Source organism: Fulverythrobacter ferritrahens, from assembly GCF_020539485.1.
In the GTDB taxonomy this organism is placed as follows: Bacteria; Pseudomonadota; Alphaproteobacteria; order Sphingomonadales; family Sphingomonadaceae; genus Andeanibacterium; species Andeanibacterium ferritrahens.
In genome coordinates, this window is the sequence record NZ_JACDXU010000002.1 from 579,439 (window position 1) to 601,675 (window position 22,237).

General features: G+C 63.9%; 23 protein-coding genes. 10 read left to right on the forward strand and 13 right to left on the reverse strand.

Features of this window, described 5'->3' with window-relative positions:
• Positions 1-6 precede the first annotated feature (6 nt).
• The 4 genes from H0274_RS10865 to mutM all read right to left on the reverse strand — a co-directional run bounded on the left by H0274_RS10865 (position 7) and on the right by mutM (position 3,708).
• Positions 7-432, reverse strand: coding sequence for a DUF983 domain-containing protein (locus H0274_RS10865; RefSeq protein ID WP_226795391.1), 426 nt, complete (start codon positions 430-432; stop codon positions 7-9).
• Positions 433-543: 111 nt separating this feature from the next.
• A complete protein-coding gene (dnaA, locus tag H0274_RS10870) occupies positions 544-1,968 on the reverse strand; it encodes a chromosomal replication initiator protein DnaA (protein WP_226795393.1) in 1,425 nt (474 codons plus the stop codon).
• Between the two features lie 511 nt (positions 1,969-2,479).
• Complete coding sequence (gene rpsT / locus H0274_RS10875; RefSeq protein WP_226795395.1) at positions 2,480-2,740, reverse strand: 30S ribosomal protein S20; 261 nt, start codon at positions 2,738-2,740, stop codon at positions 2,480-2,482.
• A gap of 155 nt (positions 2,741-2,895) precedes the next feature.
• Positions 2,896-3,708, reverse strand: coding sequence for a bifunctional DNA-formamidopyrimidine glycosylase/DNA-(apurinic or apyrimidinic site) lyase (mutM, locus tag H0274_RS10880; RefSeq protein ID WP_226795708.1), 813 nt, complete (start codon positions 3,706-3,708; stop codon positions 2,896-2,898).
• A 102-nt stretch (positions 3,709-3,810) separates the two neighbouring features.
• Here mutM and H0274_RS10885 point away from each other — a divergent pair, with 102 nt between their 5' ends.
• The 4 genes from H0274_RS10885 to H0274_RS10900 are packed head-to-tail and all read left to right on the forward strand — an operon-like array spanning position 3,811 to position 8,194.
• Positions 3,811-4,746, forward strand: coding sequence for a DMT family transporter (locus tag H0274_RS10885; RefSeq protein WP_319018226.1), 936 nt, complete (start codon positions 3,811-3,813; stop codon positions 4,744-4,746).
• A 16-nt stretch (positions 4,747-4,762) separates the two neighbouring features.
• A complete protein-coding gene (locus H0274_RS10890; RefSeq protein ID WP_226795397.1) occupies positions 4,763-5,494 on the forward strand; it encodes a class I SAM-dependent methyltransferase in 732 nt (243 codons plus the stop codon).
• Between the two features lie 16 nt (positions 5,495-5,510).
• Positions 5,511-7,061, forward strand: coding sequence for a 2-polyprenylphenol 6-hydroxylase (ubiB, locus tag H0274_RS10895; protein ID WP_226795399.1), 1,551 nt, complete (start codon positions 5,511-5,513; stop codon positions 7,059-7,061).
• Entirely contained in the window at positions 7,049-8,194 is a 1,146-nt protein-coding gene (locus tag H0274_RS10900; protein ID WP_226795401.1) for a hypothetical protein, read from the forward strand. Before ubiB ends, H0274_RS10900 begins: the two co-directional genes overlap by 13 nt.
• On the opposite strand, the gene H0274_RS10905 is transcribed toward H0274_RS10900, so the two are convergent.
• Complete coding sequence (locus H0274_RS10905) at positions 8,191-8,589, reverse strand: DUF4345 family protein (RefSeq protein WP_226795404.1); 399 nt, start codon at positions 8,587-8,589, stop codon at positions 8,191-8,193. The genes H0274_RS10900 and H0274_RS10905 overlap by 4 nt on opposite strands.
• 153 nt (positions 8,590-8,742) lie before the next feature.
• Here H0274_RS10905 and H0274_RS10910 point away from each other — a divergent pair, with 153 nt between their 5' ends.
• From H0274_RS10910 to H0274_RS10920, 3 genes are all read left to right on the forward strand, one after another.
• Positions 8,743-10,452 carry a bifunctional phosphopantothenoylcysteine decarboxylase/phosphopantothenate synthase gene (locus H0274_RS10910; RefSeq protein ID WP_226795406.1) on the forward strand — a complete coding sequence of 570 codons (1,710 nt, stop codon included), beginning with the start codon at positions 8,743-8,745 and terminating at the stop codon, positions 10,450-10,452.
• Positions 10,439-10,906, forward strand: coding sequence for a dUTP diphosphatase (gene dut, locus H0274_RS10915; protein WP_226795408.1), 468 nt, complete (start codon positions 10,439-10,441; stop codon positions 10,904-10,906). The genes H0274_RS10910 and dut overlap by 14 nt, the downstream gene beginning before the upstream one ends.
• Positions 10,907-11,078: 172 nt before the next feature.
• The gene (locus H0274_RS10920; RefSeq protein WP_413463479.1) at positions 11,079-11,378 is read left to right on the forward strand and encodes a PilZ domain-containing protein; all 300 of its coding nucleotides are present in this window, start codon (positions 11,079-11,081) and stop codon (positions 11,376-11,378) included.
• Between the two features lie 88 nt (positions 11,379-11,466).
• Here H0274_RS10920 and H0274_RS10925 read toward each other — a convergent pair whose 3' ends face one another.
• The 4 genes from H0274_RS10925 to secB all read right to left on the reverse strand — a co-directional run bounded on the left by H0274_RS10925 (position 11,467) and on the right by secB (position 15,713).
• Positions 11,467-12,132, reverse strand: coding sequence for a DUF4136 domain-containing protein (locus H0274_RS10925; protein ID WP_226795411.1), 666 nt, complete (start codon positions 12,130-12,132; stop codon positions 11,467-11,469).
• A 141-nt stretch (positions 12,133-12,273) separates the two neighbouring features.
• On the reverse strand, positions 12,274-13,296 hold the full coding sequence (gene trpS / locus H0274_RS10930; protein WP_226795413.1) for a tryptophan--tRNA ligase: 1,023 nt from the start codon (positions 13,294-13,296) through the stop codon (positions 12,274-12,276).
• A 265-nt stretch (positions 13,297-13,561) separates the two neighbouring features.
• Positions 13,562-15,166: a murein biosynthesis integral membrane protein MurJ gene (gene murJ / locus H0274_RS10935; RefSeq protein ID WP_226795415.1), complete on the reverse strand. Its 1,605-nt coding sequence runs from the start codon at positions 15,164-15,166 to the stop codon at positions 13,562-13,564.
• Positions 15,167-15,191: 25 nt separating this feature from the next.
• A complete protein-coding gene (gene secB, locus H0274_RS10940) occupies positions 15,192-15,713 on the reverse strand; it encodes a protein-export chaperone SecB (RefSeq protein ID WP_226795417.1) in 522 nt (173 codons plus the stop codon).
• A 259-nt stretch (positions 15,714-15,972) separates the two neighbouring features.
• Here secB and H0274_RS10945 point away from each other — a divergent pair, with 259 nt between their 5' ends.
• From H0274_RS10945 to H0274_RS10955, 3 genes are read left to right on the forward strand one after another with little or no spacing between them, the layout of a single operon-like run.
• Positions 15,973-16,641 carry a Tim44/TimA family putative adaptor protein gene (locus tag H0274_RS10945; protein WP_226795419.1) on the forward strand — a complete coding sequence of 223 codons (669 nt, stop codon included), beginning with the start codon at positions 15,973-15,975 and terminating at the stop codon, positions 16,639-16,641.
• Between the two features lie 6 nt (positions 16,642-16,647).
• Positions 16,648-17,847 carry a murein transglycosylase A gene (gene mltA / locus H0274_RS10950; protein WP_226795421.1) on the forward strand — a complete coding sequence of 400 codons (1,200 nt, stop codon included), beginning with the start codon at positions 16,648-16,650 and terminating at the stop codon, positions 17,845-17,847.
• 10 nt (positions 17,848-17,857) lie between these two features.
• Positions 17,858-18,451, forward strand: a complete 594-nt coding sequence (locus H0274_RS10955; RefSeq protein WP_226795422.1) for a Smr/MutS family protein — start codon at positions 17,858-17,860, stop codon at positions 18,449-18,451.
• Positions 18,452-18,494: 43 nt separating this feature from the next.
• Here H0274_RS10955 and H0274_RS10960 read toward each other — a convergent pair whose 3' ends face one another.
• The 4 genes from H0274_RS10960 to ahpF all read right to left on the reverse strand — a co-directional run bounded on the left by H0274_RS10960 (position 18,495) and on the right by ahpF (position 22,203).
• A complete protein-coding gene (locus H0274_RS10960) occupies positions 18,495-19,241 on the reverse strand; it encodes a cytochrome c3 family protein (RefSeq protein WP_226795424.1) in 747 nt (248 codons plus the stop codon).
• Positions 19,238-19,828: a hypothetical protein gene (locus H0274_RS10965; protein ID WP_226795427.1), complete on the reverse strand. Its 591-nt coding sequence runs from the start codon at positions 19,826-19,828 to the stop codon at positions 19,238-19,240. The genes H0274_RS10960 and H0274_RS10965 overlap by 4 nt, the downstream gene beginning before the upstream one ends.
• The gene (locus tag H0274_RS10970; RefSeq protein WP_226795430.1) at positions 19,828-20,376 is read right to left on the reverse strand and encodes a cytochrome b; all 549 of its coding nucleotides are present in this window, start codon (positions 20,374-20,376) and stop codon (positions 19,828-19,830) included. Before H0274_RS10970 ends, H0274_RS10965 begins: the two co-directional genes overlap by 1 nt.
• A 237-nt stretch (positions 20,377-20,613) precedes the next feature.
• Positions 20,614-22,203, reverse strand: a complete 1,590-nt coding sequence (gene ahpF, locus H0274_RS10975) for an alkyl hydroperoxide reductase subunit F (protein WP_226795433.1) — start codon at positions 22,201-22,203, stop codon at positions 20,614-20,616.
• Positions 22,204-22,237: the final 34 nt, after the last annotated feature.

The following is a 22,237-nucleotide window of genomic DNA, read 5'->3' on the forward strand; positions in this document are numbered from 1 at the left end:
CGGGCCTTACGCCTTGGGTTCCTGCGGCAGGCGTTCCTTGCGGAAGCCCACCAGCCCCAGCCACCATTGCGCGGCGATCACCGCGCCTTTGGCCGGCTGGAGTATCCCCAGCATGAGCCCCGCCGCCAGCGGCAGGGCAATAGTGCTGGTAGCCAGGATCGAGAGGTGGAAATCCAGCACCAGCAGGATCAGCAGGGGCGCCATCAAATGGCCGGTGATCAGGATGGAAATATAGGGCGGGAAATCATCCGCGCGCTGCAAGGTCCAATCCTGCCCGCAAGCATAGCAGAAATCCACCGGCTTGAGCCATTTGCGGAACAGGGGCGCCTGGCCGCAGCGCGGGCAGGTGCAGCGCAGCCCGCCCCGGATGGCGGCCTCCAGATAAGTGGAAGGCAGCGTGCGGGGCAGGGGAGACTCGGCAATTTCGGTCATTTGGCGGCTTTATGCGCCCAATACCCCTCCTGTCGACAAGCCTGTCGAAAAGAGGTTGGCGAAAGAGGGAACCGGCGGTGGACATTTTGTGCGCACCGCCGGGAAAAGGGATCAGCTTTCCAGCTGCCTCAACAGGCTGCGCACATCGCCATCCATATCGGCATCGCGCTTGCGCAGATCCTCGATCAGGCGGACGGCGTGGATCACGGTGGAGTGATCGCGCCCGCCGAACTTGCGCCCGATTTCCGGATAGGAACGAGGGGTAAGCACCTTGGCGAGATACATCGCCACCTGGCGGGGACGCACCACCGCACGGGCGCGGCGCTTGGAGGACATTTCCGAACGGTCCACCCGGTAGAACTGGCAGACCGTGCGCTGGATCTCGTCAATCGTGATGCGCTTGCGATTGGCCGAGAGAATATCGGTCAGCTGCTCTTCGGCCAACTGGAGGGAAACTTCCTGCCCGGTGAGCTGCGCATAGGCGATCAGCTTGTTCAGGCCGCCCACAAGCTCGCGCACATTGCGGTTGATGGTGCGGGCCAGGAACTCGATCACATCGGCCGGAACTTCCAGCGGAGCGAACTTGGTCAGCTTCGATTCGAGAATCGCGCGGCGCAGCTCGATGTCGGCGGGCTGGATGTCTGCCACGAGCCCCATGGAGAGGCGCGAGAGCAGGCGCTGCTCCACCCCGTCGAGCGCCTGGGGCGCACGATCGGCGGCGAAGACCAGCCGCTTGCCTTCGGCCAGCAGCGCGTCGATCGTATAGAGCAGCTCTTCCTGGGCGGAAGCCTTGCCGATGATGAACTGGATATCGTCCACCAGCAGCAGGTCGAACCCGCGCAGGCGCGCCTTGAATTCGATCATCTCGTTCTGGCGCAGGGCCGAGACGAACTCGACCATGAAGCGCTCAGCCGAACAATAGAAGATTCGCGCACGCGGATGGGCCGCCAGATAGGCATGGCCGATGGCGTGCATGAGATGCGTCTTGCCCTGGCCGGTAGCGGCCTTGAGGTAGAGCGGCGAGAATTGCGGCTGCTCCACCTTTGCCATGCGCTCGGCCGCGTTGAAGGCCAGCACATTGGTGGTGCCCGTGACGAAGGCGGCGAAAGTCAGGCTCGGGTCGAGGCCGACAGAGGCAGTGAAGCCTGCATCGCCGATCGTGCCAGTGCCCATCGCGCCGAAGCTCTCGGCCGCGCCGTCATTGGCGGCACCGCGGCCGAAGCTGTCAGGCCCGCCCAGCGACACTTCCGGCAGCTGGCGACGGCCGGGATGTACGCCAATACGCACCTGCCGGACTTCGCTGCGCGCAATCTTCCATGCGAGCGAGAGGCGGTCGGCAAAGCGATCGGCCACCCAGTTCGCGGAAAACTCGGTCGGAAGGAACAGATTTAAAGTGCCGGTGTCCTTGCAAAAGCTGCCCAGCTGGATCGGCTTGATCCACTGGCTGTGGAGCTGGTGGCCCAGATCTTTTCTCAGGCCCTGGCTGATATCTGCCCAGTCGGCTGCGAGGTCCAGCGCCTCCTGGTCTTCAGTCATCTCATCTCCGCCTTTGCGCTTCCTTGCTGCTGCAGTTCGATCTGCGTGTGGTCCCATCCGAATCATCTACCGCCCATCCCTCAGCAATACGGTGTTTGATCCCAATAGACGGCCGCAAGCGCGCACAATGATTGTCCGCACTTTCAGAGCAAAGCTCCGCCAAGCCCGATCCCCCCAAGACCGGAGCCTGATTGCCATCATCTCGACTAGTGATGCCCCCAACGGACTCGCCGTGGGCTTCGAGGATTTATGGACGGCGCGCCGAAATGGGCAAGTGGCCGTCCGTAAAAAAAGTGAAATAATGAGTCTTGACTCGTCCGAGGTGCGCGGACTTGCGTCGAAGTCGCTGATTTCCTGATTTTTTACTATTCGAATGCCCCCGAATCGTGAGATTTCGGGCACTTACGCGAATTTGTAATAATCACTGTTGGCAGGCGCGAAAAAAGCCGACGCGAAACGCGCCGGCCTGTTCGTTTTGTGTTCCTGCCGGGACCCGACGGGGTCCAGCGAATCAGAGCGAGGCGATTCGCTTCGACAGGCGCGACACCTTCCGTGCCGCGGTATTCTTGTGCAGCACGCCGCGAGCGACGCCGCGAGCCAGTTCCGGCTGCGCGCTGCGAAGGGCTTCTGCGGCGGCGGTCTTGTCGCCACCGTCAATCGCGGTTTCCACCTTCTTCACGAAGGTGCGGATGCGGCCCAGGCGGGCGCCATTGATTTCGGCCCGGTTGGCGTTGCGACGGATGCGCTTGCGTGCTTGCGGCGTATTGGCCATCTTCGTCCTCTGTCGGGCCACCTGCGGGGCGGCCGGATTCCTAAATCCAAAAAACTCGCGGGAAGGGCTGTTGCCCTCCGGAAAGCGGCGCCCTTAACCGGGCATGCCCGAATCGTCAACAGATTGTCGCCGTCGCCCTTCGGACACAGGCCCTGTCATTTCTGGCAGGAGGGGCAATACCAGCTGCTGCGCCCACCCTGCGCGATACGTTTCACCGTGCCGCCGCAACGGCGGCAATCCTCCGCCTCTCGCCCATAGACATCGAAGCGGGTCGCGAAATAGCCCAACTCGCCATCGGGCCGTGCATAATCGCGCAGGGTGGAGCCGCCATCGGCAATCGATTCGGTCAGCACCTGCCTGATCGCAGGCACCAGCCGCTCAAGCGCGGCGAGCGAGACTTTGCCGCCCGCTCGTTGCGGGCTGATGCCCGAACGGTAGAGCGCCTCGCACACATAGATATTGCCTAGGCCCGCCACGATCCGCTGATCCAGCAGCAGCAGCTTGATCGCCTGCGAACGTCCGGCGAGCGCCGCGCGCAGGTGGGCCGGCGTCAGATCTTCGCCCAGCGGCTCCGGCCCCATGGCGGCGAATTGCGGCCATGCCGCGAGGCCGGAGGTATCGACAAGGTCCACCGAGCCAAAGCGCCGCGCATCGTTGAGGGCGAAGAGGTGCTCCGCCGTCCGGATCACCAGATGATCATGCGTGCCGGGCTCCGCCGGATCGATCCGCCAGCGCCCGCTCATGCCCAGATGGAACACCATGGTCTGCCCGCGATCGGTGTGGATCAGGCCATATTTCGCCCGCCGGCCCAGCCCCGTGACCGTCGCCCCGGTGAGCGACTGGACGAGATCGGGCGGAAAGGGACGCCGCAGGTCAGGCCGGTTCACGGCCACGCGTTCTATCCGTTCCCCTTCCAGGAAACGGGCAAGTCCGCGCACGGTGGTCTCTACTTCGGGCAGTTCCGGCATGGGCATTTATCTAGGGTTGGCGTTGCGGATTGTCACCACGGTCAGCTTTTCATGCGCATCCGGCCCTCGCCAAGCGGGGCTTCGCTGCCTATTGCCGCCGTCATGTCTATGCCCAATCAGGAAGCGTCGCCCAATCTGAAGGCCTTCGCCATGCTGGGCCTGGTGATGTTCTTCTGGGCAGGCAATTCGATCATCGGCCGCGCCGTCCATGACGATATTCCCCCCTTCACTCTGGCTTTCGTGCGCTGGACCTGCGCCTCGTTGCTGTTGCTGCCCTTTGCGGCCAGATCGGTGTGGAATGATCGGGCGGCCCTGTTGAGCGGGTGGAAGATGGTTCTGTTGCTGGGGATGATCGGCATCGCGACCTTCAACGGCTTGCTGTATATGGGGCTGGGCTACACCACGGCCAGCAATGCGCTGCTGCTGCAGGCGGCCATTCCTGCGCTGGTGGCCCTGTTCGACCGGATCATCTTCGGCACAAGGCCTGATCCCCGGCAGGCGGCGGGTGTGGCGGTTTCGATCCTGGGCGTGGTGGCAATCGTGTTCCAGGGCGATCCCTATGCCGCGCTGCGGCTCCATTTCGGGATAGGCGATGCGCTGGTAATGACGGCGGTGGTCGCCTGGGCTCTCTATACCGTATTGCTGCGCCTGCGGCCCGTTACTGCGCCGGAAAGCTTCGTGGCCGTTACTTTCTGGGTGGGCGTGGTGGCCATGGCACCGCTGGCCGCGATGGAATGGATGCAGGGCAAGCATGTGAACTGGAGCTGGGGCACGGTGGGCGCCTTTGCCTATGTCTCGATCCTGCCCTCGCTGGTGTCCTACTTCATCTATAATTGGGCCACCGGGAAGGTCGGCCCGGCCCGCGCCGGGCAGGCGATCACATTGATGCCGTTGTTCGGCGCGCTGCTTTCCGCGCTGATTCTGGGGGAGAAGCTCTATTCCTATCACTGGATAGGCATGGCTCTGATCCTGGCGGGAATCGTCGTTTCAGCACTGGCGCTTCGGCCCAAAGGTTCGGCTGGCGCCAAGCGGGACTGACCGCTACAGGGCAGGCATGAGCGAACAGGTATCCTTCGGCTACGAAGAGGTGAGCCCCGAAGAGAAGACCCGGCGCGTGGGCGCGGTGTTTTCCAACGTGGCGGCGAAATATGACATCATGAACGATGCCATGTCGGCCGGCATGCATCGTTTGTGGAAGGACCGTTTCGTGCGGCGGGTGAAGCCCCAGCCGGGTGAGCAGGTCCTCGACATGGCGGGCGGCACGGGCGACATCGCCTTCCGCATGGCGGAGCGCGGGGCCATCGTGACCGTGTCCGACATCAATCAGGACATGCTGGATGTCGGCATCGAACGGGCGATCAAGCGCGGGCTGGATGAACTCGTCTGGTCGCGCCAGAATGCCGAGGAACTGAGCTTCCCCAGCCGTTTCTTCGATGCCTACACCATCGCTTTCGGTATCCGGAACGTCACGCGGATAGAGAAGGCGCTGGCCGAGGCCTATCGCGTGCTGAAATTCGGCGGGCGGTTCTATTGCCTCGAATTCTCGACGACCGAATGGCCGGGCTTCAAGGAGGTGTATGACCTCTATTCGCACAAGCTCGTCCCGCAGATCGGCAAGGCGATTGCCCATGACGAGGAAAGCTATCGCTACCTCATCGAATCGATACGCCGCTTCCCGCCCATGCCCGAATTCGAACAGATGATCCGCGATGCCGGTTTTACCCAGACGCGGGTGGAACCGATCCTGGGCGGCCTGGTGGCGATCCATTCGGGGTGGAAGGCTTGAGGCGGCACGCAAGGCGATGACCAGCCCGGTAACGCATATCTTCCGGCTCCTGTCCTGGGGGCGCACGGCGGCGCGATATGGCGCGCTGCGCGGGATCGAGCGTGATCCCAATACGCCGGGCCCGGTGCGGCGGCTGGCCAAGCTGGCTCGCTTCGGCACTTTCCAGCCGCGCGAGCCTGACTATTCCAGCGCCTTCAAGGCCATTGGCCCGGCGGCAATCAAGCTGGGTCAGTCGCTCGCCACCCGTCCCGACCTGGTGGGCGAGGATGCGGCGAATAATCTGCTCAGCCTGCAGGACAGCCTGCCGCCCGTACCTTTCGAGGCCATCCGCGCTGAGATCGAAGGCAGTTTCGGCCAGCCGCTTGAGGCCCTGTTCGCCAGTGTCGATCCCGATCCCGTGGGCGCTGCTTCCATCGCGCAGGTCCATAAGGGCGTGACGATTGATGGGCGCACCGTGGCGATCAAAGTGCTGCGCCCCGGCATTCGCCGCCGGTTCGAGCGTGATATCGAGACCTATGAATGGGCCGCCGCTCATCTTGAAGCACTAGGCGGAGAAGCAGCCCGGCTGCGCCCACGCCTGACGATCGAGAATTTCCGCCGCTGGACCGCGCGCGAACTGGACTTGCGGCGCGAGGCCGCCTCCGCCAGCGAACTGGCCGCCGCGATGAAGGGCTTCGAAGGCTATCGCGTACCCGAGATCGACTGGGATCGCACCAATGGCCGGGTGATGACCGTCGAATGGATCGACGGGTTGAAGATCAGCGATATCGAGGCGCTGAAGGCCGCCGGGCACGATCTGCCCAAGCTGGCGAGCCGGCTGGTGCTGGCCTTCCTCACCCAGGCGATCAGCGCCGGTTTCTTCCATGCCGACATGCATCAGGGGAACCTGTTCGTGAAGGCGGATGGCACGATCGTGGCGATCGATTTCGGCATCATGGGCCGGATCGACCGGCGCGCGCGGCAATGGCTGGCGGAGATTCTCTATGGCCTCACCACCGGCAATTACCGCCGCGTGGCCGAGATCCATTTCGAGGCGCAATATGTGCCGAGCTATCACTCGGTGGACGAATTCGCGACTGCCCTGCGCGCCGTGGGCGAGCCCATGCGCGGCAAGCCGGTGAGCGAGCTTTCGGTCGGCCAGATGCTCGACGGGCTGTTCGCCATCACCCGCGATTTCGACATGCAGACCCAGCCGCATCTGCTGCTGCTGCAGAAGACCATGGTGATGGTGGAAGGCGTGGCCACTCAGCTCGATCCCTCCATCAATATGTGGGACGTTTCCGGCCCCTTCGTGAAGAGCTGGATACGCGACGAACTGGGCCCCGAAGCCATTCTGGCGGACCGGCTGCGCAGCGATTTCCAGACCCTGCTGCGCCTGCCCGATCTGCTGCGGCGGCTGGAAGATCGCATTCCGGCCAAGGGCGGCGCGCCTGAAGCGCCTCCGCTGGCATCCGTGCCGCTCATCTGGGAACGGCGCGGCAATCGCCGCTGGCCGGGCTATGTGCTGGCTGCGGCGGCAGGCGGCGCGGCGATCTGGGCGGCCAGCCTCGCCGGATGGCTCTCCTGACCGATCCGCCGGTGCTGTCGCGGGCAAGGCTTGCGGCATGGATCGACCGGCCGCTGGCGCGCCTTCCGCGTCCAGCGGCCATTCTGACGCTGCTGGCGCTGATTGCAGGCTGCATCTGGAGCATTTCGGCCACTGGCGCGCTCATTCACTCCGCGGACGCACGGATTGAGGCGCAGCAGGAGGGGCAGCACCCCGGCGCGGAGGGAGACAGGGGAGACCTCAGTCTATATCGTGCGATCAACGCCCGAATGGCGCGCGGGCAAGGCTATTACGAAGCCGCCATCGCCGAGCAAATGGCGCGCAATTATCCAACGAAGCCCTTCTTCACTGTCCGCTCGCCCGTCCTGGCGGAGGGAACGCGTTTGTTCGGTTCGGGCGGCTGGCGGATCGTGGCCACTTTCTCGCTCGGCCTCTGCCTTGTCGGGCTGATGGGCCTTCCTTCCGAGCGAACCAGCGCGCCTGAACGGATTGGTGCGGCCTTGCTGGTGGCACTATGCGGCCTCGGTGCTTTTCTGGACATTGCCGGGCTGGTGCATGAATTGATTGCGGGCCTGCTGCTTTCCGCTGCACTGCTGCTTTACCGGCCGAGGCGCTGGTGGCCCAGCCTGGTGCTTGCCGCCGCCGCGCTGGCCGTGCGGGAACTGGCGCTGCCTTTCCTCCTGCTCTGGATGGCTTTCGCAATTGCCGGGCGTCGCAAGGGGGAGGCGCTGGCCCTGCTGGGGGTGATCGCGCTCTTCGCCATCGGCATGGCGCTTCATGCCCAGGCCGTAATTGCGCTGGGTCCACCTGATGCGCCTTCCTCGCAAGGCTGGTCGGGCCTGCTGGGGCCGCAAGCCTTTCTGGAAGCCATGGTGCGGCTGACGCCTCTGTCATTCCTCCCGCTCTGGCTGGGCACCCCGCTGGCGCTGCTGCCGCTTTTCGGCTGGCTGGGGCTGGGCGGCAGACCCGGCTTGTTTGCTGCTTTGTGGTTCGCAGGATTCGCGCTGGCTATCGCCCTGTTCGCCCGGCCGGAGAACTTCTATTGGGGCGCGATGGTGCTGCCCGCCTATGGCGCGGGGCTGGCCTTCGTCCCGCGCGCAGTCGCAGACCTGCTGGCGGCGGCACGGGGCGTGCCGCCGCGGGAACGGGCTTAGCTCGTCAGTTCTTCAACCTTGTGGTGCGGCAGCAGGCGGTTGCCCATTATGGAGACCAGCACTACGCCCGCCTCGATCGCCATGGGCATGGCCGCACCTTCATATGCGCCATCGGCGATCAGGCTCACCAGCCGGCCGATAAAGGCGATGCCGAACAGGGCGGCGGGCACCAGCAGCATGTCGCCCGCGCGCTTCCATGCGCCCCACACCATGCAGAAGCCGCCCACCACGAAGAAGGCGGTCATATCCGCGCGAATGGTGGACCAGCCCGCCGCCCCCACGGCGTCGAGGCCGAAACTGCCCACCGAGGATTGCGGCATGGCAAGAAAGCTCAGCCCGTTGATGATGAAGAACAGCCCGCCCACGAACAGCAGGGCAGTGAGGATCAGGCGCATATTTTATATCTCCTCCGTCTCTCCATATGCCTATGCCCGGATAGGCGCTGCTAGGCAAAACTTAACCACGGGCGGGCCATGACTGGCATTAGGTTAACGGCGGCGCTAGGTTGGTTGAATGAACTTCATCGCGCACAGGTGCAGGTTGCACATATGACAGGACCGCGCATCTTGCTGGTCGTGGGCGGCGGTATAGCGGCCTATAAATCCTGCGAACTTGTTCGCCTGATCCGCAAGGGCGGCGGGGATGTGACCTGCGTGCTGACCGAGGGCGGCGCGCAATTCGTTACGCCCATGTCGCTCGCGGCGCTGAGCGAGAACAAGGTTCACACCTCGCTGTGGAACCTCACGGATGAGGCGGAGATGGGGCATATCCAGCTCAGCCGGAATGCCGATCTGGTGGTGGTCTGCCCGGCCACGGCCGATCTGCTGGCCAAGATGGCGGCAGGCATTGCCGACGATCTGGCCACCACGCTGATTCTCGCCACGGACAAGCCGGTGCTTGCCGTTCCGGCCATGAATGTGCGCATGTGGCAGCACGAGGCGACCCAGCGGAATGTCGCCTGGCTGCGCCATGCCGGGGTGCGCGTGATGCAGCCCGATGAAGGCCCGATGGCCTGCGGCGAATTCGGCCCCGGTCGCCTGCCGGAACCGGAGATGGTCTGGCTCGAAATTGCAGAGATGCTTGGCCTCGATCCTGGCCTGCTGGGCGAAGGCGGGGCAGGCCGGCACCAGATCGCCGATTATCTTGAGGCGCTGGAGCCGGAGGATGAAGAGGAAGATCTGCTGGAGGAGGCCTCCACCGCAAGTAAGGGGGGCCTAAGCGGGCTGTTCGCTTCCTTGATCCAGCGCACCACCCCGCGCCGCATCCGCGAGGAGGAAGTCGAATATGGCGACCTTCCCGCGCTGCCGGAGGATTTCGTTCCTTCAAGCTCGCCCTTCCAGGATGCTCTGAGCAGGGCCTATCCCGAACCCGGTGCCCGTGCGGTGGAAGTGCCTGTTGAGGCCGAACCCGATCTTTCCAGCCCGCTTTTCGCGCGCAAGGGCAAGGCGCGTTCTGCGCCGGCCACCGATAGGGAGGCGCTCAATCACCTCGTTCGCACCGGATCGGGCGGGGCGGCGGCAGAATCCGTGGATTGGGATCAGGCGATTCCTCCGCTGGCGGAAATCCGCGAAGATCCGCTGGAAGGACAGCCCGGTTTTGAAATCGCGCCCGAACATCGCCCCCTGTATGGCAGGCATGTGCTGGTCACCGCAGGCCCCACGCATGAGCCGATCGATCCGGTGCGCTACATCGCCAATCGCTCCTCCGGCAAGCAGGGCTTCGCCATCGCCGCCGCCGCCGCCGCACTGGGCGCGCGGGTGACTTTGGTGACCGGCCCGGTCCATCTCAGGACCCCGCCGGGCGTGGACCGGATCGATGTCGAATCGGCTCTTGAGATGGCGGATGCGGTAAAGCGGGCCTTGCCCGCCGATGCGGCAGTGATGGTGGCCGCCGTGGCGGACTGGCGGACGATGGAATTCGCCGATGCCAAGATCAAGAAGCGCGCCAACGCCCCGCCGGCGCTGCTGTTGACGGAAAACCCGGACATTCTCGCCACCATTGCCGCAGGTCCGAACCGGCCGCGCCTGCTGGTGGGCTTTGCCGCCGAGACGAACGACCTGATCGAGAACGCCAAGAAGAAGCGCAAGTCCAAGGGCGCGGACTGGATCGTGGCCAATGACGTGAAGGGCGATACGATGGGCGGTGAACAGAACACTGTGCATATCGTCACTGCCGACTCTGTCGAGGACTGGCCCGTGATGCCAAAGGAAGAGGTAGCCCTGAAGTTGATGGAAAGGATTGCCGATGCCCTCGAATGACGTTGCGGTTCAGGTCAAACGCCTGCCGCATGGCGAGGGGCTGGAGCTTCCGAACTATGCCACGCCGGGCGCTGCGGGGATGGATGTCCTTTCCGCCGAGGATGTGGTGCTGGAGCCGGGCATGCGCCACGCTGTGGCCACGGGTCTCGCATTTGCCATTCCCGATGGCTACGAAATCCAGGTGCGCCCCCGGTCCGGCCTTGCGCTGAAACACGGGGTGAGCGTTCCCAACACTCCCGGCACGATCGATTCCGATTATCGCGGCGAGCTGAAGGTCATCATGATCAATTTCGGCAGCGAACCCTTTGCGATCCATCGCGGGGACCGCGTCGCTCAGCTCGTGCTGGCCCCGGTCACGCGCGCGCGCTGGGTCCAGGTGGCCGAGCTTGACGATACGCAGCGCGGAGAAGGGGGCTTCGGCTCGACTGGCGGAGTGGTGTCTCTCAAGGCTTGATGCGGGTCAAAAATCTTTCCCTTCCCGTGGGTAAACAGGGCCTTCACTAAAAATTAGGCAGATCTGTAAGCCCTTTGCTGATGAAACATCATCATCAATCCTTGCCGATGCCACGGCGCGGATTTCTGCCGTTTCCCGGCGGCACCACAGGAAAAACAAACGGGATAGCAATGTGGCCGCCGATGTGCCGAACGAGGCAAGACAACTTATCGCCCAATGTCGCACGCGCAGCGGCGGGGTGCTCGATCTGCCCGTCCTGGATATTTCTCCCATCGGCTGCATGATTGACCGGCGGGCCTGGTCGATCCGGTCCGATGACCGGGTTCTGATCAAGCTGGAAGGGCTGGCTTTCCAGCCGGCCACGGTGATCTGGGTGGAAGACGACAGGGCCGGGCTGATGTTCGAACAGCTGCTGTACGAACCGATCCTGGCACGCCTGCGCAAGACGCTGCTGACCCCGAAAGGCGAATAGGGCCAGGACGGGAAGGACAGCAAAAAGGCGGACCCATCGGGCCCGCCTTTTGTTTGCCTGCTGTCCCGGCGATGCCGGGGGGCGGCGCTTACTTCTTCTTTTCAGGCGCGATCGTGATCCGCACCGTCTCGCCCGAATTGCCGGGGAAGTCCGTGAACATGGCTTCCACCAGATTGGGCACCAGATATTGCAGCCGGTTGGAGGTGGAAACAGCCTCCGCCTTGCCTTCGAACAGGCGCTGGCCATCGGCCGCACGGTCGATCTTCAGGTCGATTCCGCTGGTGTAGACGGTGTAGCTGTCAAGCGAACGGTCATCGAAGAAGGGATCGTACCACCCGAAGCCCCACAGGCGGCTGGCGTAATAGGGGCGGCCATAATAACCGCGATAGCCATACCAGGGGCTGAAGAAAGGATCGCGGCTGAAGCTGCTGCCGGTCACCTTCTCGCGTCCATTGTCCACGCCATAGTCGAAACGAACGATCAGGGACGCGTCCTTGGGCGAGGCCAGCTCATATCCCAGCTTCTGCATCTGGCCTTCCACCAGATGGGCATATTGTGCGAATTCGAGCCCACCCGCGAGCTTGGGATCATCCGCCACGACAGCGAAACTCTGGCCCTGCGGAGCCGGAAGCTGGCTCTGGAAGCGGGAAACATCTGCCTTGAAGCTGGATGCGCAGGCCGCCAGCGCTGCAAGCAGCAAGGGAACTACCACCAGCTTGATCGTGCGGCCGATTGTCGAGTGACTTGGTTGCATTACCCTATTCTCCGGCAACCCGTGTCCGGAACAGCCGGCGCGCGGGAACGAGTCCATTGTCAGATGCTAGCTTGACGCAGGCAGCGTGAATAGGCCTTGAATGGGCGCGCCAGCAGCGGCAGGCGCGCCCATTTGAAGGCATCAGTGGTGGCTGCGGACCAGCCCCAGCGCATCATAGGCCGCATTCAGCGTCGGCCCGGCAAGGGCCCGGGCTTTCAGCGCGCCCTTGGCCAGGATCGCATCCAGTTCCTCGCGGTCCTGCTTCAGTTCCACAAAGCGGCTGGTGATGGTGCCCAGCGTTTCCACCAGCAGCTCGCCCAGAGCGGGCTTGAATGCGCCGAAACCCTTGCCTGCGAAATCGGCCAGCACAGCTTCGGGCGTGATGTTCGCCATAGTGGCATAAATGCCCACCAGATTGTTCGCTTCCGGGCGGCCGGCCAGCCCTTCCACTTCGGAAGGCAGCGGTTCTGGATCGGTCTTGGCCTTCTTCACCTTCTGCATGATGGTGTCGGCATCGTCGGTAAGGTTGATGCGGCTCATGTCCGAGGGATCGGACTTGCTCATCTTCGACGTGCCATCCCGCAAGCTCATGATCCGGGCCGCGTCGGGAGGAATGATCGCATCGGGCAGGGTGAACACCGGGGCGTCCTCGCTCGCGAAGTCGTTGTTGAACTTCTGGGCGACGTCGCGGGCCAGCTCCAGATGCTGCTTCTGGTCCTCGCCCACGGGAACGTGAGTCGCCTGATAGAGCAGCACGTCGGCCGCCTGCAGCACCGGATAGGTGAACAGGGCGATGCTGGCGCCTTCGCGGTTCTTGCCGGACTTGTCCTTGAACTGCGTCATGCGGTTCAACCAGCCCATGCGGGCCGTGCCGTTCAGCAGCCATTGCAGCTCGGCATGGGCGGGCACCTGGGCCTGGTTGAACAGGATCGAGCGATCGGGATCGATGCCGCAGGCAGTCAGTGCGGCGACCATTTCGAGCGTGGCGGCATGCAGTTCAGCGGGGCTGTGCGGCATGGAGATGGCGTGCAGGTCCGCAAGGAAGAACAGGCATTCGCTGCCTTGCTCCATCTCGTCCTGCATGCGCACCCAGTTGCGGATGGCGCCCAGATAATTGCCAAGGTGAAGCTGCCCGGTGGGCTGGATGCCGGATACGATACGCATTGTTTTGGAACTTTCGTGAGACGAATTGCGGTAACTCCGCCCCCATGATGCGGGCGGCGGGCAGTAGAGATCAGCGCGCGATGCGCGATGTTACCTCACGCCATCGCCCCGACTCTTCCGGTGCCCCCCGGCCGATGCGGGCCATGATGCAAGCGCAGGATGGGATTCGTTCCATGGGCGGGGCGCATATCACAATTTGCGCCTTGAGAAAGCCCGTGATTACTTACCCACCCTCACCGGCCGCCTGATCGGGCCTGCTATCCGGTCAATCCGTATCCAGCGCGCTTTCATTCGGGCGGCGGCGGCGCAACTGCCGCAGCAGATCCTTGTCGAGCGCGCCCACGGCATAGGCAACGGTGAAGAACACCCCCAACCCCAGGCCCACAAGAACCACGAGCGACCAGGTCCGTTCGATGAAATTGCCGGAATAGCGAGCCATCATCAGCGGCATGACATTGTAGAGCGCCGTGGCCATGGCGGCGGTCGCCACGATCTGCCGACCGATCTGTAACGCCAGCTTGCGGGTGAAGTGGAACCAGCCCCGGCGGTGGAGAATGGTGTAGAGGATTGCGCAGTTGAGCGTGGCCGAAGCGGCAGTGGCCGCCGCCAGCCCGACAATGCCGAAACGCTGTACCACATAGAGGTTCACCGCGATGTTGAAGATCAGCGAGACCAGCGCGGAGAGCACCGGGGTCCGTGTATCTTCCCGAGCGAAGAAGCCGGGATTGAGGATTTTCACCACCACATAGGCGGGCAGCCCCGCCACCAGCGCCATTACGATATGCGCCATGGTGGCCCCATCGGCCTGGGTGAACTTGCCGCCCACGAAAAAGGCCGTGACGAAGGCCGGGGCGCAGACCGCCAGGGCCGCCGCGGCGGGCAGGGTCAGCAAGGTTCCCATTTCAAAGGCATTGGCTTGCAGGCGCTGCGCCTCGCGCGGATTATCCTCATGGATATGGCGTGAGAGCATGGGCAGGATCGCGGTGCCCAGGGCGATGCCAACAATACCCAAAGGCATCTGGTTCAGCCGGTCCGCCAGCTTGAGCAGCGTCAGCGAGCCTTGTTCAAGGCTCGTGGCGAAGAAAGTGTCGACGAACTGGCTGATCTGATAGATGCCCGCGCCGAAAGTGGCGGGCAGGATCAGCGCGCCCAGCCGCTTCACTTCGGGCGTGATCTTCGGAAAGGTCACTTTCAGCCGCACGCCTGCCCGGCGCGTTTCCCATGACAGATAGATCAGCTGCAGCAGCCCGGCCACGGAGACGCCCACCGCCAGAGCGGTGGCAACGGTCGTGTCGGTCCCGCCCTGTTCGCGCAGATACCAGCCCGCGCCCAGCGAGGAGATCAGCGCCAGATTCAGCAGCACCGGCGCTACTGCTCCGGGGCCGAATCGTGCCCGGGCATTCAGCAGGCCCGAAAGCATCGCCACAAGGCTGATCAGGCCAAGATAGGGGAATGTTACGCGGCTGAGCGTGACGGCCAGTTCGAACTTGCCGGGCACGCTCTGGAACTCGCTTGCCAGAATCCACACGATTCCCGGCATGGCCAGCATCGCCAGTGCGCTGAAGGCGGTGAGCACCCAGATGAAGACGGAGAGTACATCGTCTGCGAATCGCTCCGCCGCTTCTTCGCTGCCCGGCTGGCCGCCCGCGCCGTGCAAGGCGCGGGAGTAAAGCGGCACAAAGGCCACCGAGAAGGCACCTTCTGCAAAGAGTCGCCGGAAGGTATTCGGCAGAGTGAAGGCGAGCTGAAACGCGTCAGCGGCCAGCCCCGCCCCAAGGACGCGGGCCAGCAGCATGTCGCGGATAAAGCCGAAGACGCGGCTGATCGCGGTCAGCCCGCCAATCGTGCCGACATTGCGAACAAGGCTCATCGCCCGCCCCCCTCAGGCCGGCAGATCAGGCGTTGCCGACGGTAGAGTCTTCGCTCTGGCCTTCCTCCAGCCGGCGCTGGAGCTGCTGGGCATAGAGGCTGTGGAAGTCGATCGGGTCCAGCAGCAGCGGGGCAAAGCCGGCATCGCGGGTGGCATCGGCCAGTACGCGGCGGGCGAAGGGGAACAGGATGCGCGGAGCTTCGGCATAAAGGAAGGCATGTGCCTGATCTTCGGGCATGTTGCGCAGGCCGATCAGGCCGCAATAGGCCAGTTCCACCACATAGCTGGTGCCCTGCGAAGTCTTGGCCGTGGCGCCGATCTTCAGTTCGATTTCATGCACTTCGGCATTCACCTGGCGCGTGCCGATGTTGAACTGAACGTCGAGTTCGGGCTGCTCGGTCCACTGGAAGCTTTCCGGCGCGCGCGGATTTTCGACCGAAAGATCCTTGATATATTGAGACAACAGACCGGCCACGGGCTGGCTGTCCACGCCATTGGCGGCGGCATTGGGATCGAGGTTGGTCAGGACGTCGCCTTCATCGGCCATGATATTCGCTTTCTCTAGGGAATCCGCTCAATTTTCCACCGCGCGATGTCGGTGTCCGGCGGCGCGGTTAGCATCTGGGATGCCGCCCCGCAACGCCCGCGCGCCATATCGTGATAGTCGCCATGCTGCCACACGCGCCGCACCGGAAATGCCGTCCACCTGTTGTTCATTTGTAAAAAGTACCTATTTCGGGCACATTGAAAAATTGAGGCGGTGCACCATGCGCTGCCATGGTAAACCGGTTCAGAGCCTGAAACTCATGATCTACGAAATTGTAATCCTGGCCATGATCGCCGCCTTCCTGGGCCTGAGGCTCTATTCCGTGCTGGGCCGCCGTGCCGAGCATGAGGAAGAACCGGTGCCCACCCGCTTCGATCAGCCCGAAGGGCAGAAGGGCCTGCCGCGCCGTTCCCCGCCGCAGCCCGCGCAGACGGCCCAGCAGCCGCAGCGTCCGCGCGAATTCGGCCTTTATCCGCCCGCGCTGGATCAGGGCCTGCGGGCCATCGCTTCGGCCGACCGGTATTTCGACCTTCCTTCCTTCCTCGAAGGGGCGAAGGCGGCTTATGGCGTTATCCTCGAAGCCTTCTGGCGCGGGGACAAGGAAACGCTGCGCGCCCTGTGCGACAATGACGTTTATGAAGGTTTCAGCGCCGCGATCGACGCGCGCGAAGCGGCAGGCGAAACGCTGGAAAACCGCCTTGTCCGGATCGAGGAAGTGGAAATCCACTCCGCCTCGTTCGATGGGCGCATCGCTCGCATCGGGGTCGGTTTCAATGCCGATATCGCTGCCGTGACACGGGACAAGGACGGCAATGTCGTGGCCGGCTCGCTGCATGACGCAGTGGAAAGCCGCGATATCTGGACCTTCAGCCGTGACGTGTCCTCTGCGGGGCCGGACTGGCTGCTCGACGAAACCGACGAAGGCTGATCTCTCATGGGGGCGCGTTTGCGCGGGCTGGGCTCGCTCGCCGCGCTGGCCATGCTTGCCGCATGCGGGCGCATCATTCCCGAAGGGGGACGCCCCCCGGGCATGATCCCCGCACCGGCCCCGGCGCCTGCCTCCGCACTCATCGCGGGCGTCGCGCCGGGCAAGGGCATGGGGGCGCTGAACCTTTCCCGCTATGATGCGGGCGATGCGCTCGCCTCTTTCACCGAAAGCTGCCCCCGCCTCACTGCGCGGGACGATACGAGCGGGCTGACCCGCAAGGAAGACTGGCGCCCCGCCTGTCAGGCCGCCGCCACCTGGAATCGCGACGATGCCGCGCGCTTCTTCGCCACCTATTTCGAAACCGCCGTGGTGGGTGATGGCGCGGCTTTCGCCACCGGCTATTACGAACCGGAAATCGCCGGGGTGCGCGCTCGCCAGCCGGGCTATGATGTGCCCGTCTATGCTCTGCCGCCTGATCTGACGCGCGGTTGGTATGACGATATGCCTGTTGCCGAGCGCTCGGGTCAGCCGCCGCTCGGCCGTTATGACGCGCAGGGGCGCTTCGTTCCCTATTTCGAACGGGCCGAGATCGAACAGGGCGCGCTGGAGGGCAAGGGGCTGGAAATCGCCTGGGCGGCCGATCCGGTGGAATTCTTCTTCCTGCAGATCCAGGGTTCCGGCAGGCTGCGCGGGCCCGACGGCACGGTGCTGCGCATTGGCTATGCCGGGCAGAACGGGCGCGAATATGCGGGCATCGGCTCGCTGATGCGCCAGCGCGGCCTGATCGGCAGCGAACCGGGGCAATATTCCGGTTCGATGCAGGGCATCATGCAATATCTGCGCGAACATCCCGAAGAAGGCCGCGCCCTGATGCGCGAGAACAAGAGCTGGGTGTTCTTCCGCGAACTGACCGGCGATGGCCCGCTCGGCGCGCTGAACGTGCCTGTGCGCCCGCAAAGCTCCGTGGCGGCGGATCCCAAATTCGTGCCACTGGGCGCGCCCGTGTTTCTCGATGTCGACAACCCGCTGGCCAGCGGGTTGTGGATCGCGCAGGATACGGGCGGGGCGATCAAGGGCGCCAATCGCTTCGACACTTTCTGGGGCGCGGGCGAGGAAGCCCAGGAGGTTGCCGGCGGGATGAGCACGCGCGGCCAGGCCGTGCTGCTGTTGCCCAAGGGCACCTTGCGCCGTCTGGGCGCGGAATAAGGGGGCCGCCATGCGCACGCCGCGCGGGCTCTCGCCCGAAGAGAAGGCCCTGTGGCAACGCGTGGCCAGCACCGTGAAGCCACTCCATCCCAAGCCTCCCCGCACCGGGGAGGGGGACCAGCCGCAGGCTGCCGGAGGGGCGCGGGCAGTCATCGATCCGCCTTCCCCTAAACCCCAGCCCAAGGCGCTCAAGGGGCGCGTACCGCCGCCGCTGCCGCCCAAGGCAACGCCCGCGCCGCGCCAGACCCTGCATGATCGGCACGGCCTCGATTCAAGCTGGGAACGCAAGCTGAAGGGCGCGCGGATCGATCCCGATTTCACGCTCGACCTGCACGGCCACACTCTGGACGAGGCGCATATTCGGCTGGACCGCGGGCTGGCGCAGGCCAAGGCGATGGGCGCGCGGCTGGTGCTGGTGGTAACCGGCAAGCCCCGCCCGGTGGAACATGCCGACCGGGGCGAACGCCGGGGCGCCATCCGCGCCAAGGTTCTCGACTGGCTGGCCGCGGGGCCGCACGGCGCGGACATCGCAGCCGTGCGCGGCGCCCATCGGCGCCATGGCGGGGAAGGGGCGGTTTATATCGTGCTCAGGCGGGGACGGTGAGGGGAAGCCCCGCGCGGTAGCGGATAGACTGGCCTCGATCCGATCACCTTTCCCGTTCTTCTTCGCCCCGGCGATCGCCTTCTATTTTGCCATGCGGGCTGCGGTGGCAGCGCGTGCAATTCTCGATGTCGCGGATGCCCTCCTCGGCATGTTCGGCAATGATCCGCGCAGGTTGATGTTCGTGGCAGCCGTAGCAGGTGTAGCGCTCGAACTGGTTGCCGATGTGGCAGGTCGTGCAGGCCACATTGTGATCGGCGTCGAGCTGGAAGTAGCGATCATGTGCGAAGCTGGCCGGCGTCCACTTGTTCGTCGTGTGGCATTGCGCGCATTGCCCGGTGATGGTGGCGTGCAGGCCGTCCTTGGGCTTGGCGTGGCATGAGGCGCATTGCGTTGCGACTGCGGGCTTGAGCAGGTCGTGAGCAAAGCTTTTGGGCTTGTTCCTGGTAAGCAGGGCTGCGGCGTGATCCGTGTGGCAGGCCATGCAATCGGCATCCTGCAACTGCGCGTGGAACGCCACCTTGGGTTTCTCGCTGCGGATCAGTTCCCCTTTCGTCGTCTTGACCCCGATCTCGGTGGGGACGTGGCAAGTGACGCATCGTGTGGGCGAGGCCCCGCGCAGGGGCGCATGGCAGGCGAAGCAATCCTGTTCCAGCTCGGCATGAGCGGGGATCAGCGGGCCGGGCGCGATCATCTGGTGCGGATAGATGAAGAGCAGGGCCAGCAGCACCATCAGCGCGACGGCAATTCCCGCGAGCAGTGCGCGCCCTGTGCGGGGGCCGGGGGCTGTCATTTCCAGCTCCAGAACAGAAAGATGGTGATGATGTGCGCCAGCGCCAGCCCGGCAAAGGCCAGAGTGATCGGAACATGGATCACCCGCCACTGTTTGATGAGGTCCATCGTCCTGGTGTCGAAATGGGTGCGCTCGGAAATATCGTCAGCAGACAGGCCCGCATCCGTGAGTGCCCGCCGCCGGTTGGCGAGGCGTTTCTGCGTGCGGCCGAGCAGATATTTGCCGGTAAGGCCGCTGGCGACGTTGATCAGCATCGCGGCAACGGCCAGCCAGCCCAGCCAGGCGTTAAAGTGAATGCCGGCATGAACGAGCACCAGCAGCGATCCGATCCATGCCAGCCACTGATGCTGCTTGAGCAGCTTGGCAGGCTTTCCCCATGATACGATCTTGTGCTTGCGCAGCGAATACCGGCCCGAGACCAGGATCAGGATCGTTCCCGGAATCCCGAGATAACGCCCGATCCAGACTGCGTTGCCAAGATGCAGCAGCGCATCGAGCAACAGCGCCGCCGCCACCAAGGCGAGCAGCGACAGGTAGAAGGGCAGAACATCGTGCCCAAGCAGGCTTTGCGATCTGCCGATTGGCATCAGTTGCGGCCGGGCAACATGCGCCTCAGCGTATCGTCCCTGACGATATAATGATGGAAGAGGGCCGCAAGGGCATGCAGGCCGATCAGGAAATATCCGACTGTGCCGATAGTCTCGTGCACTTCCTCCACCTGCTCCGCCAGCGCCTCGCTCGGGCCAACCAGAGCGGGAAGTTCCAGCCCGAAGAACGGGATGGCCTTGCCCGAGGCGCTCAGGGCCAGCCAGCCCAGAACGGGCATCGCGATCATGAACGCGTACAGGGCAAAATGCGTGACCTTGGCGAGCAGCACCTGCCAGGCCGGCGGTTCCGGTGTGATGGGTGGCTTATGGCCGATGCGGGCTGCAACTATGCGGATGATGACGAGGGCAAGAACGGCAAGGCCCAGCATGAAATGCCAGGTCTTCAGCCCCTCCCGCAGATCGCTTCCCCTGGGATAGTTTTCGCGCAGCAGGATGGAGGCGTAAACCGCGGCAATCAGCACCACCATGATCCAGTGGAGCGCAATGGACAGCGGCGCATAATGCCGCGAGGGGACAGTCGAACTCATTGCAGACCTCTCATTCGCCACAAGTCCTGAACGAGAGCAACGTGGAACGCATTGTCGTGGATCAAGCTGCCCTGTCGATTTTTTATACTATTCCATGAAATAGTTGATGTCTTGTGCATCTGTATCGGCGGGCGCGCATCGGCGCCAGCGCGACGGGCGCATATGTAAGACGGGCAGGAACCTTCCGGTCCCTGCCCATCCTGTGTGCCGCCAACATGTGCGGCAGTATGGGCGGCGTCAGGCCGCTTCGGCCACTTCTTCCGCCGGAGCATTGCGGATGATGTAGTCAAAGGCGCTGAGTGCCGCCTTTGCGCCTTCGCCCATGGAGATGATGATCTGCTTGTAAGGCACGGTAGTCACGTCGCCCGCCGCGAAGATGCCGGGCAGGTTCGTGGCCGCCTTGTCGTCGATCACGATCTCGCCCCGCGGGGAAAGTTCGACGCCGGAATCCTTCAGCCATTCGCTGTTGGGCACCAATCCGATCTGGACGAACACGCCTTCCAGCTCGACCTTCTTTTCCTCGCCGCTTTCCCGGTCCTTGTAGACAAGGCCGTTCACCCGTTCGCCATCGCCGGTCACTTCGGTTGTCTGGGCCGAAGTGTGGATGGTGACGTTGGGCATGGAACGCAGCTTGTCCTGCAGCACCTGGTCGGCACGCAGCTGGTGATCGAATTCGATCAGCGTGACATGGCCCACGATATTGGCCAGGTCGATCGCCGCCTCGACCCCGGAATTGCCGCCGCCGATCACTGCCACGCGCTTGCCCTTGAACAGCGGGCCGTCGCAATGCGGGCAATAGGCAACGCCCCGGTTGCGATATTCGAATTCGCCCGGAACGCCCAGATTGCGCCAGCGTGCCCCGGTGGTGAGGATCACCGCACGGGCCTTCAGCGTCGCGCCATTCTTCAGCACCACTTCGTGATAGCCGCCGGGAACCTTGGCGGGCACAAGCTTTTCGGCCTGCTGCAGGTTCATCAGGTCAATGTCGTATTCCTTGACGTGAGCTTCCAGCGCGGCGCCCAGCTTCGGCCCTTCGGTATAGGGCACGGAGATGAAGTTCTCGATCCCCATGGTGTCGAGTACCTGCCCGCCGAAGCGTTCCGCCGCGATGCCGGTGCTGAAGCCCTTGCGCGCCGTATAGATCGCGGCAGAGGCGCCGGCCGGGCCGCCGCCCACCACCAGCACTTCAAAGGGCTTCTTTTCCGCCAGCTTGGCCGCAGCCTTCGCATCGGCATTGCTGTCGAGCTTGGCGAGGATTTCCTCCACGCTCATCTTGCCGCTGGCGAACATCTCGCCATTCAGGAAAGTTACGGGCACGGCCAGCACATTGCGCGCATCGACCTCGGCCTGGAAAGTGCCGCCTTCGATCAGCGTGGCGTGGATGCGCGGATTGGTCAGCGCCATCAGCGTGAGGGCCTGCACCACATCCGGGCAATTGTGGCAGGAGAGCGAGAAATACATCTCGAAATTATAATCGCCCTCCAGGCCTGCGATCTGGTCGAGCACGTCCTGCTCCACCTTGGGCGGATGGCTGCCGGCCCACAGCAGCGCGAGCACCAGCGAGGTGAATTCGTGGCCCATCGGCAGGCCGGCGAAGCGGACCTGGCGGCTGGGGTCGGAAGCGCGGATGATCGCGAAGCTGGGCTTGCGTGCATCGTCGCCGTCAAAGCTGGCGCTCACCTTGTCGGACAGGGCGGCGATCTCGTTCAGCAATTCGCGGGTCTGGGCCGATTTCGCATCGTCGCCAAGCGAGGCGACGAGCTCAATCGGCTCGCGCAGATTCGCAAGATAGGTTTTGAGCTGCTGCGTCAGATTGGCGTCGAGCATGGGTTTGGTTCCTTGGATTCGGGTCTCGTGAAAA

Bases quoted from the DNA above. Each gene is read 5' to 3' on its own strand.
- trpS (WP_226795413.1), bottom strand. From the start codon at position 13,296: ATGCGTATCGTATCCGGCATCCAGCCCACCGGGCAGCTTCACCTTGGC.
- H0274_RS10925 (WP_226795411.1), bottom strand. From the start codon at position 12,132: ATGCAACCAAGTCACTCGACAATCGGCCGCACGATCAAGCTGGTGGTA.
- mutM (WP_226795708.1), bottom strand. From the start codon at position 3,708: ATGCCGGAACTGCCCGAAGTAGAGACCACCGTGCGCGGACTTGCCCGT.
- H0274_RS10885 (WP_319018226.1), top strand. From the start codon at position 3,811: ATGTCTATGCCCAATCAGGAAGCGTCGCCCAATCTGAAGGCCTTCGCC.
- ubiB (WP_226795399.1), top strand. From the start codon at position 5,511: ATGACCAGCCCGGTAACGCATATCTTCCGGCTCCTGTCCTGGGGGCGC.
- secB (WP_226795417.1), bottom strand. From the start codon at position 15,713: ATGGCCGATGAAGGCGACGTCCTGACCAACCTCGATCCCAATGCCGCC.
- H0274_RS10865 (WP_226795391.1), bottom strand. From the start codon at position 432: ATGACCGAAATTGCCGAGTCTCCCCTGCCCCGCACGCTGCCTTCCACT.
- mltA (WP_226795421.1), top strand. From the start codon at position 16,648: ATGGGGGCGCGTTTGCGCGGGCTGGGCTCGCTCGCCGCGCTGGCCATG.
- H0274_RS10945 (WP_226795419.1), top strand. From the start codon at position 15,973: ATGATCTACGAAATTGTAATCCTGGCCATGATCGCCGCCTTCCTGGGC.
- H0274_RS10890 (WP_226795397.1), top strand. From the start codon at position 4,763: ATGAGCGAACAGGTATCCTTCGGCTACGAAGAGGTGAGCCCCGAAGAG.
- ahpF (WP_226795433.1), bottom strand. From the start codon at position 22,203: ATGCTCGACGCCAATCTGACGCAGCAGCTCAAAACCTATCTTGCGAAT.
- H0274_RS10960 (WP_226795424.1), bottom strand. From the start codon at position 19,241: ATGACAGCCCCCGGCCCCCGCACAGGGCGCGCACTGCTCGCGGGAATT.
- H0274_RS10900 (WP_226795401.1), top strand. From the start codon at position 7,049: ATGGCTCTCCTGACCGATCCGCCGGTGCTGTCGCGGGCAAGGCTTGCG.
- H0274_RS10970 (WP_226795430.1), bottom strand. From the start codon at position 20,376: ATGAGTTCGACTGTCCCCTCGCGGCATTATGCGCCGCTGTCCATTGCG.
- H0274_RS10955 (WP_226795422.1), top strand. From the start codon at position 17,858: ATGCGCACGCCGCGCGGGCTCTCGCCCGAAGAGAAGGCCCTGTGGCAA.
- H0274_RS10905 (WP_226795404.1), bottom strand. From the start codon at position 8,589: ATGCGCCTGATCCTCACTGCCCTGCTGTTCGTGGGCGGGCTGTTCTTC.
- dnaA (WP_226795393.1), bottom strand. From the start codon at position 1,968: ATGACTGAAGACCAGGAGGCGCTGGACCTCGCAGCCGACTGGGCAGAT.
- murJ (WP_226795415.1), bottom strand. From the start codon at position 15,166: ATGAGCCTTGTTCGCAATGTCGGCACGATTGGCGGGCTGACCGCGATC.
- H0274_RS10910 (WP_226795406.1), top strand. From the start codon at position 8,743: ATGACAGGACCGCGCATCTTGCTGGTCGTGGGCGGCGGTATAGCGGCC.
- rpsT (WP_226795395.1), bottom strand. From the start codon at position 2,740: ATGGCCAATACGCCGCAAGCACGCAAGCGCATCCGTCGCAACGCCAAC.
- dut (WP_226795408.1), top strand. From the start codon at position 10,439: ATGCCCTCGAATGACGTTGCGGTTCAGGTCAAACGCCTGCCGCATGGC.
- H0274_RS10965 (WP_226795427.1), bottom strand. From the start codon at position 19,828: ATGCCAATCGGCAGATCGCAAAGCCTGCTTGGGCACGATGTTCTGCCC.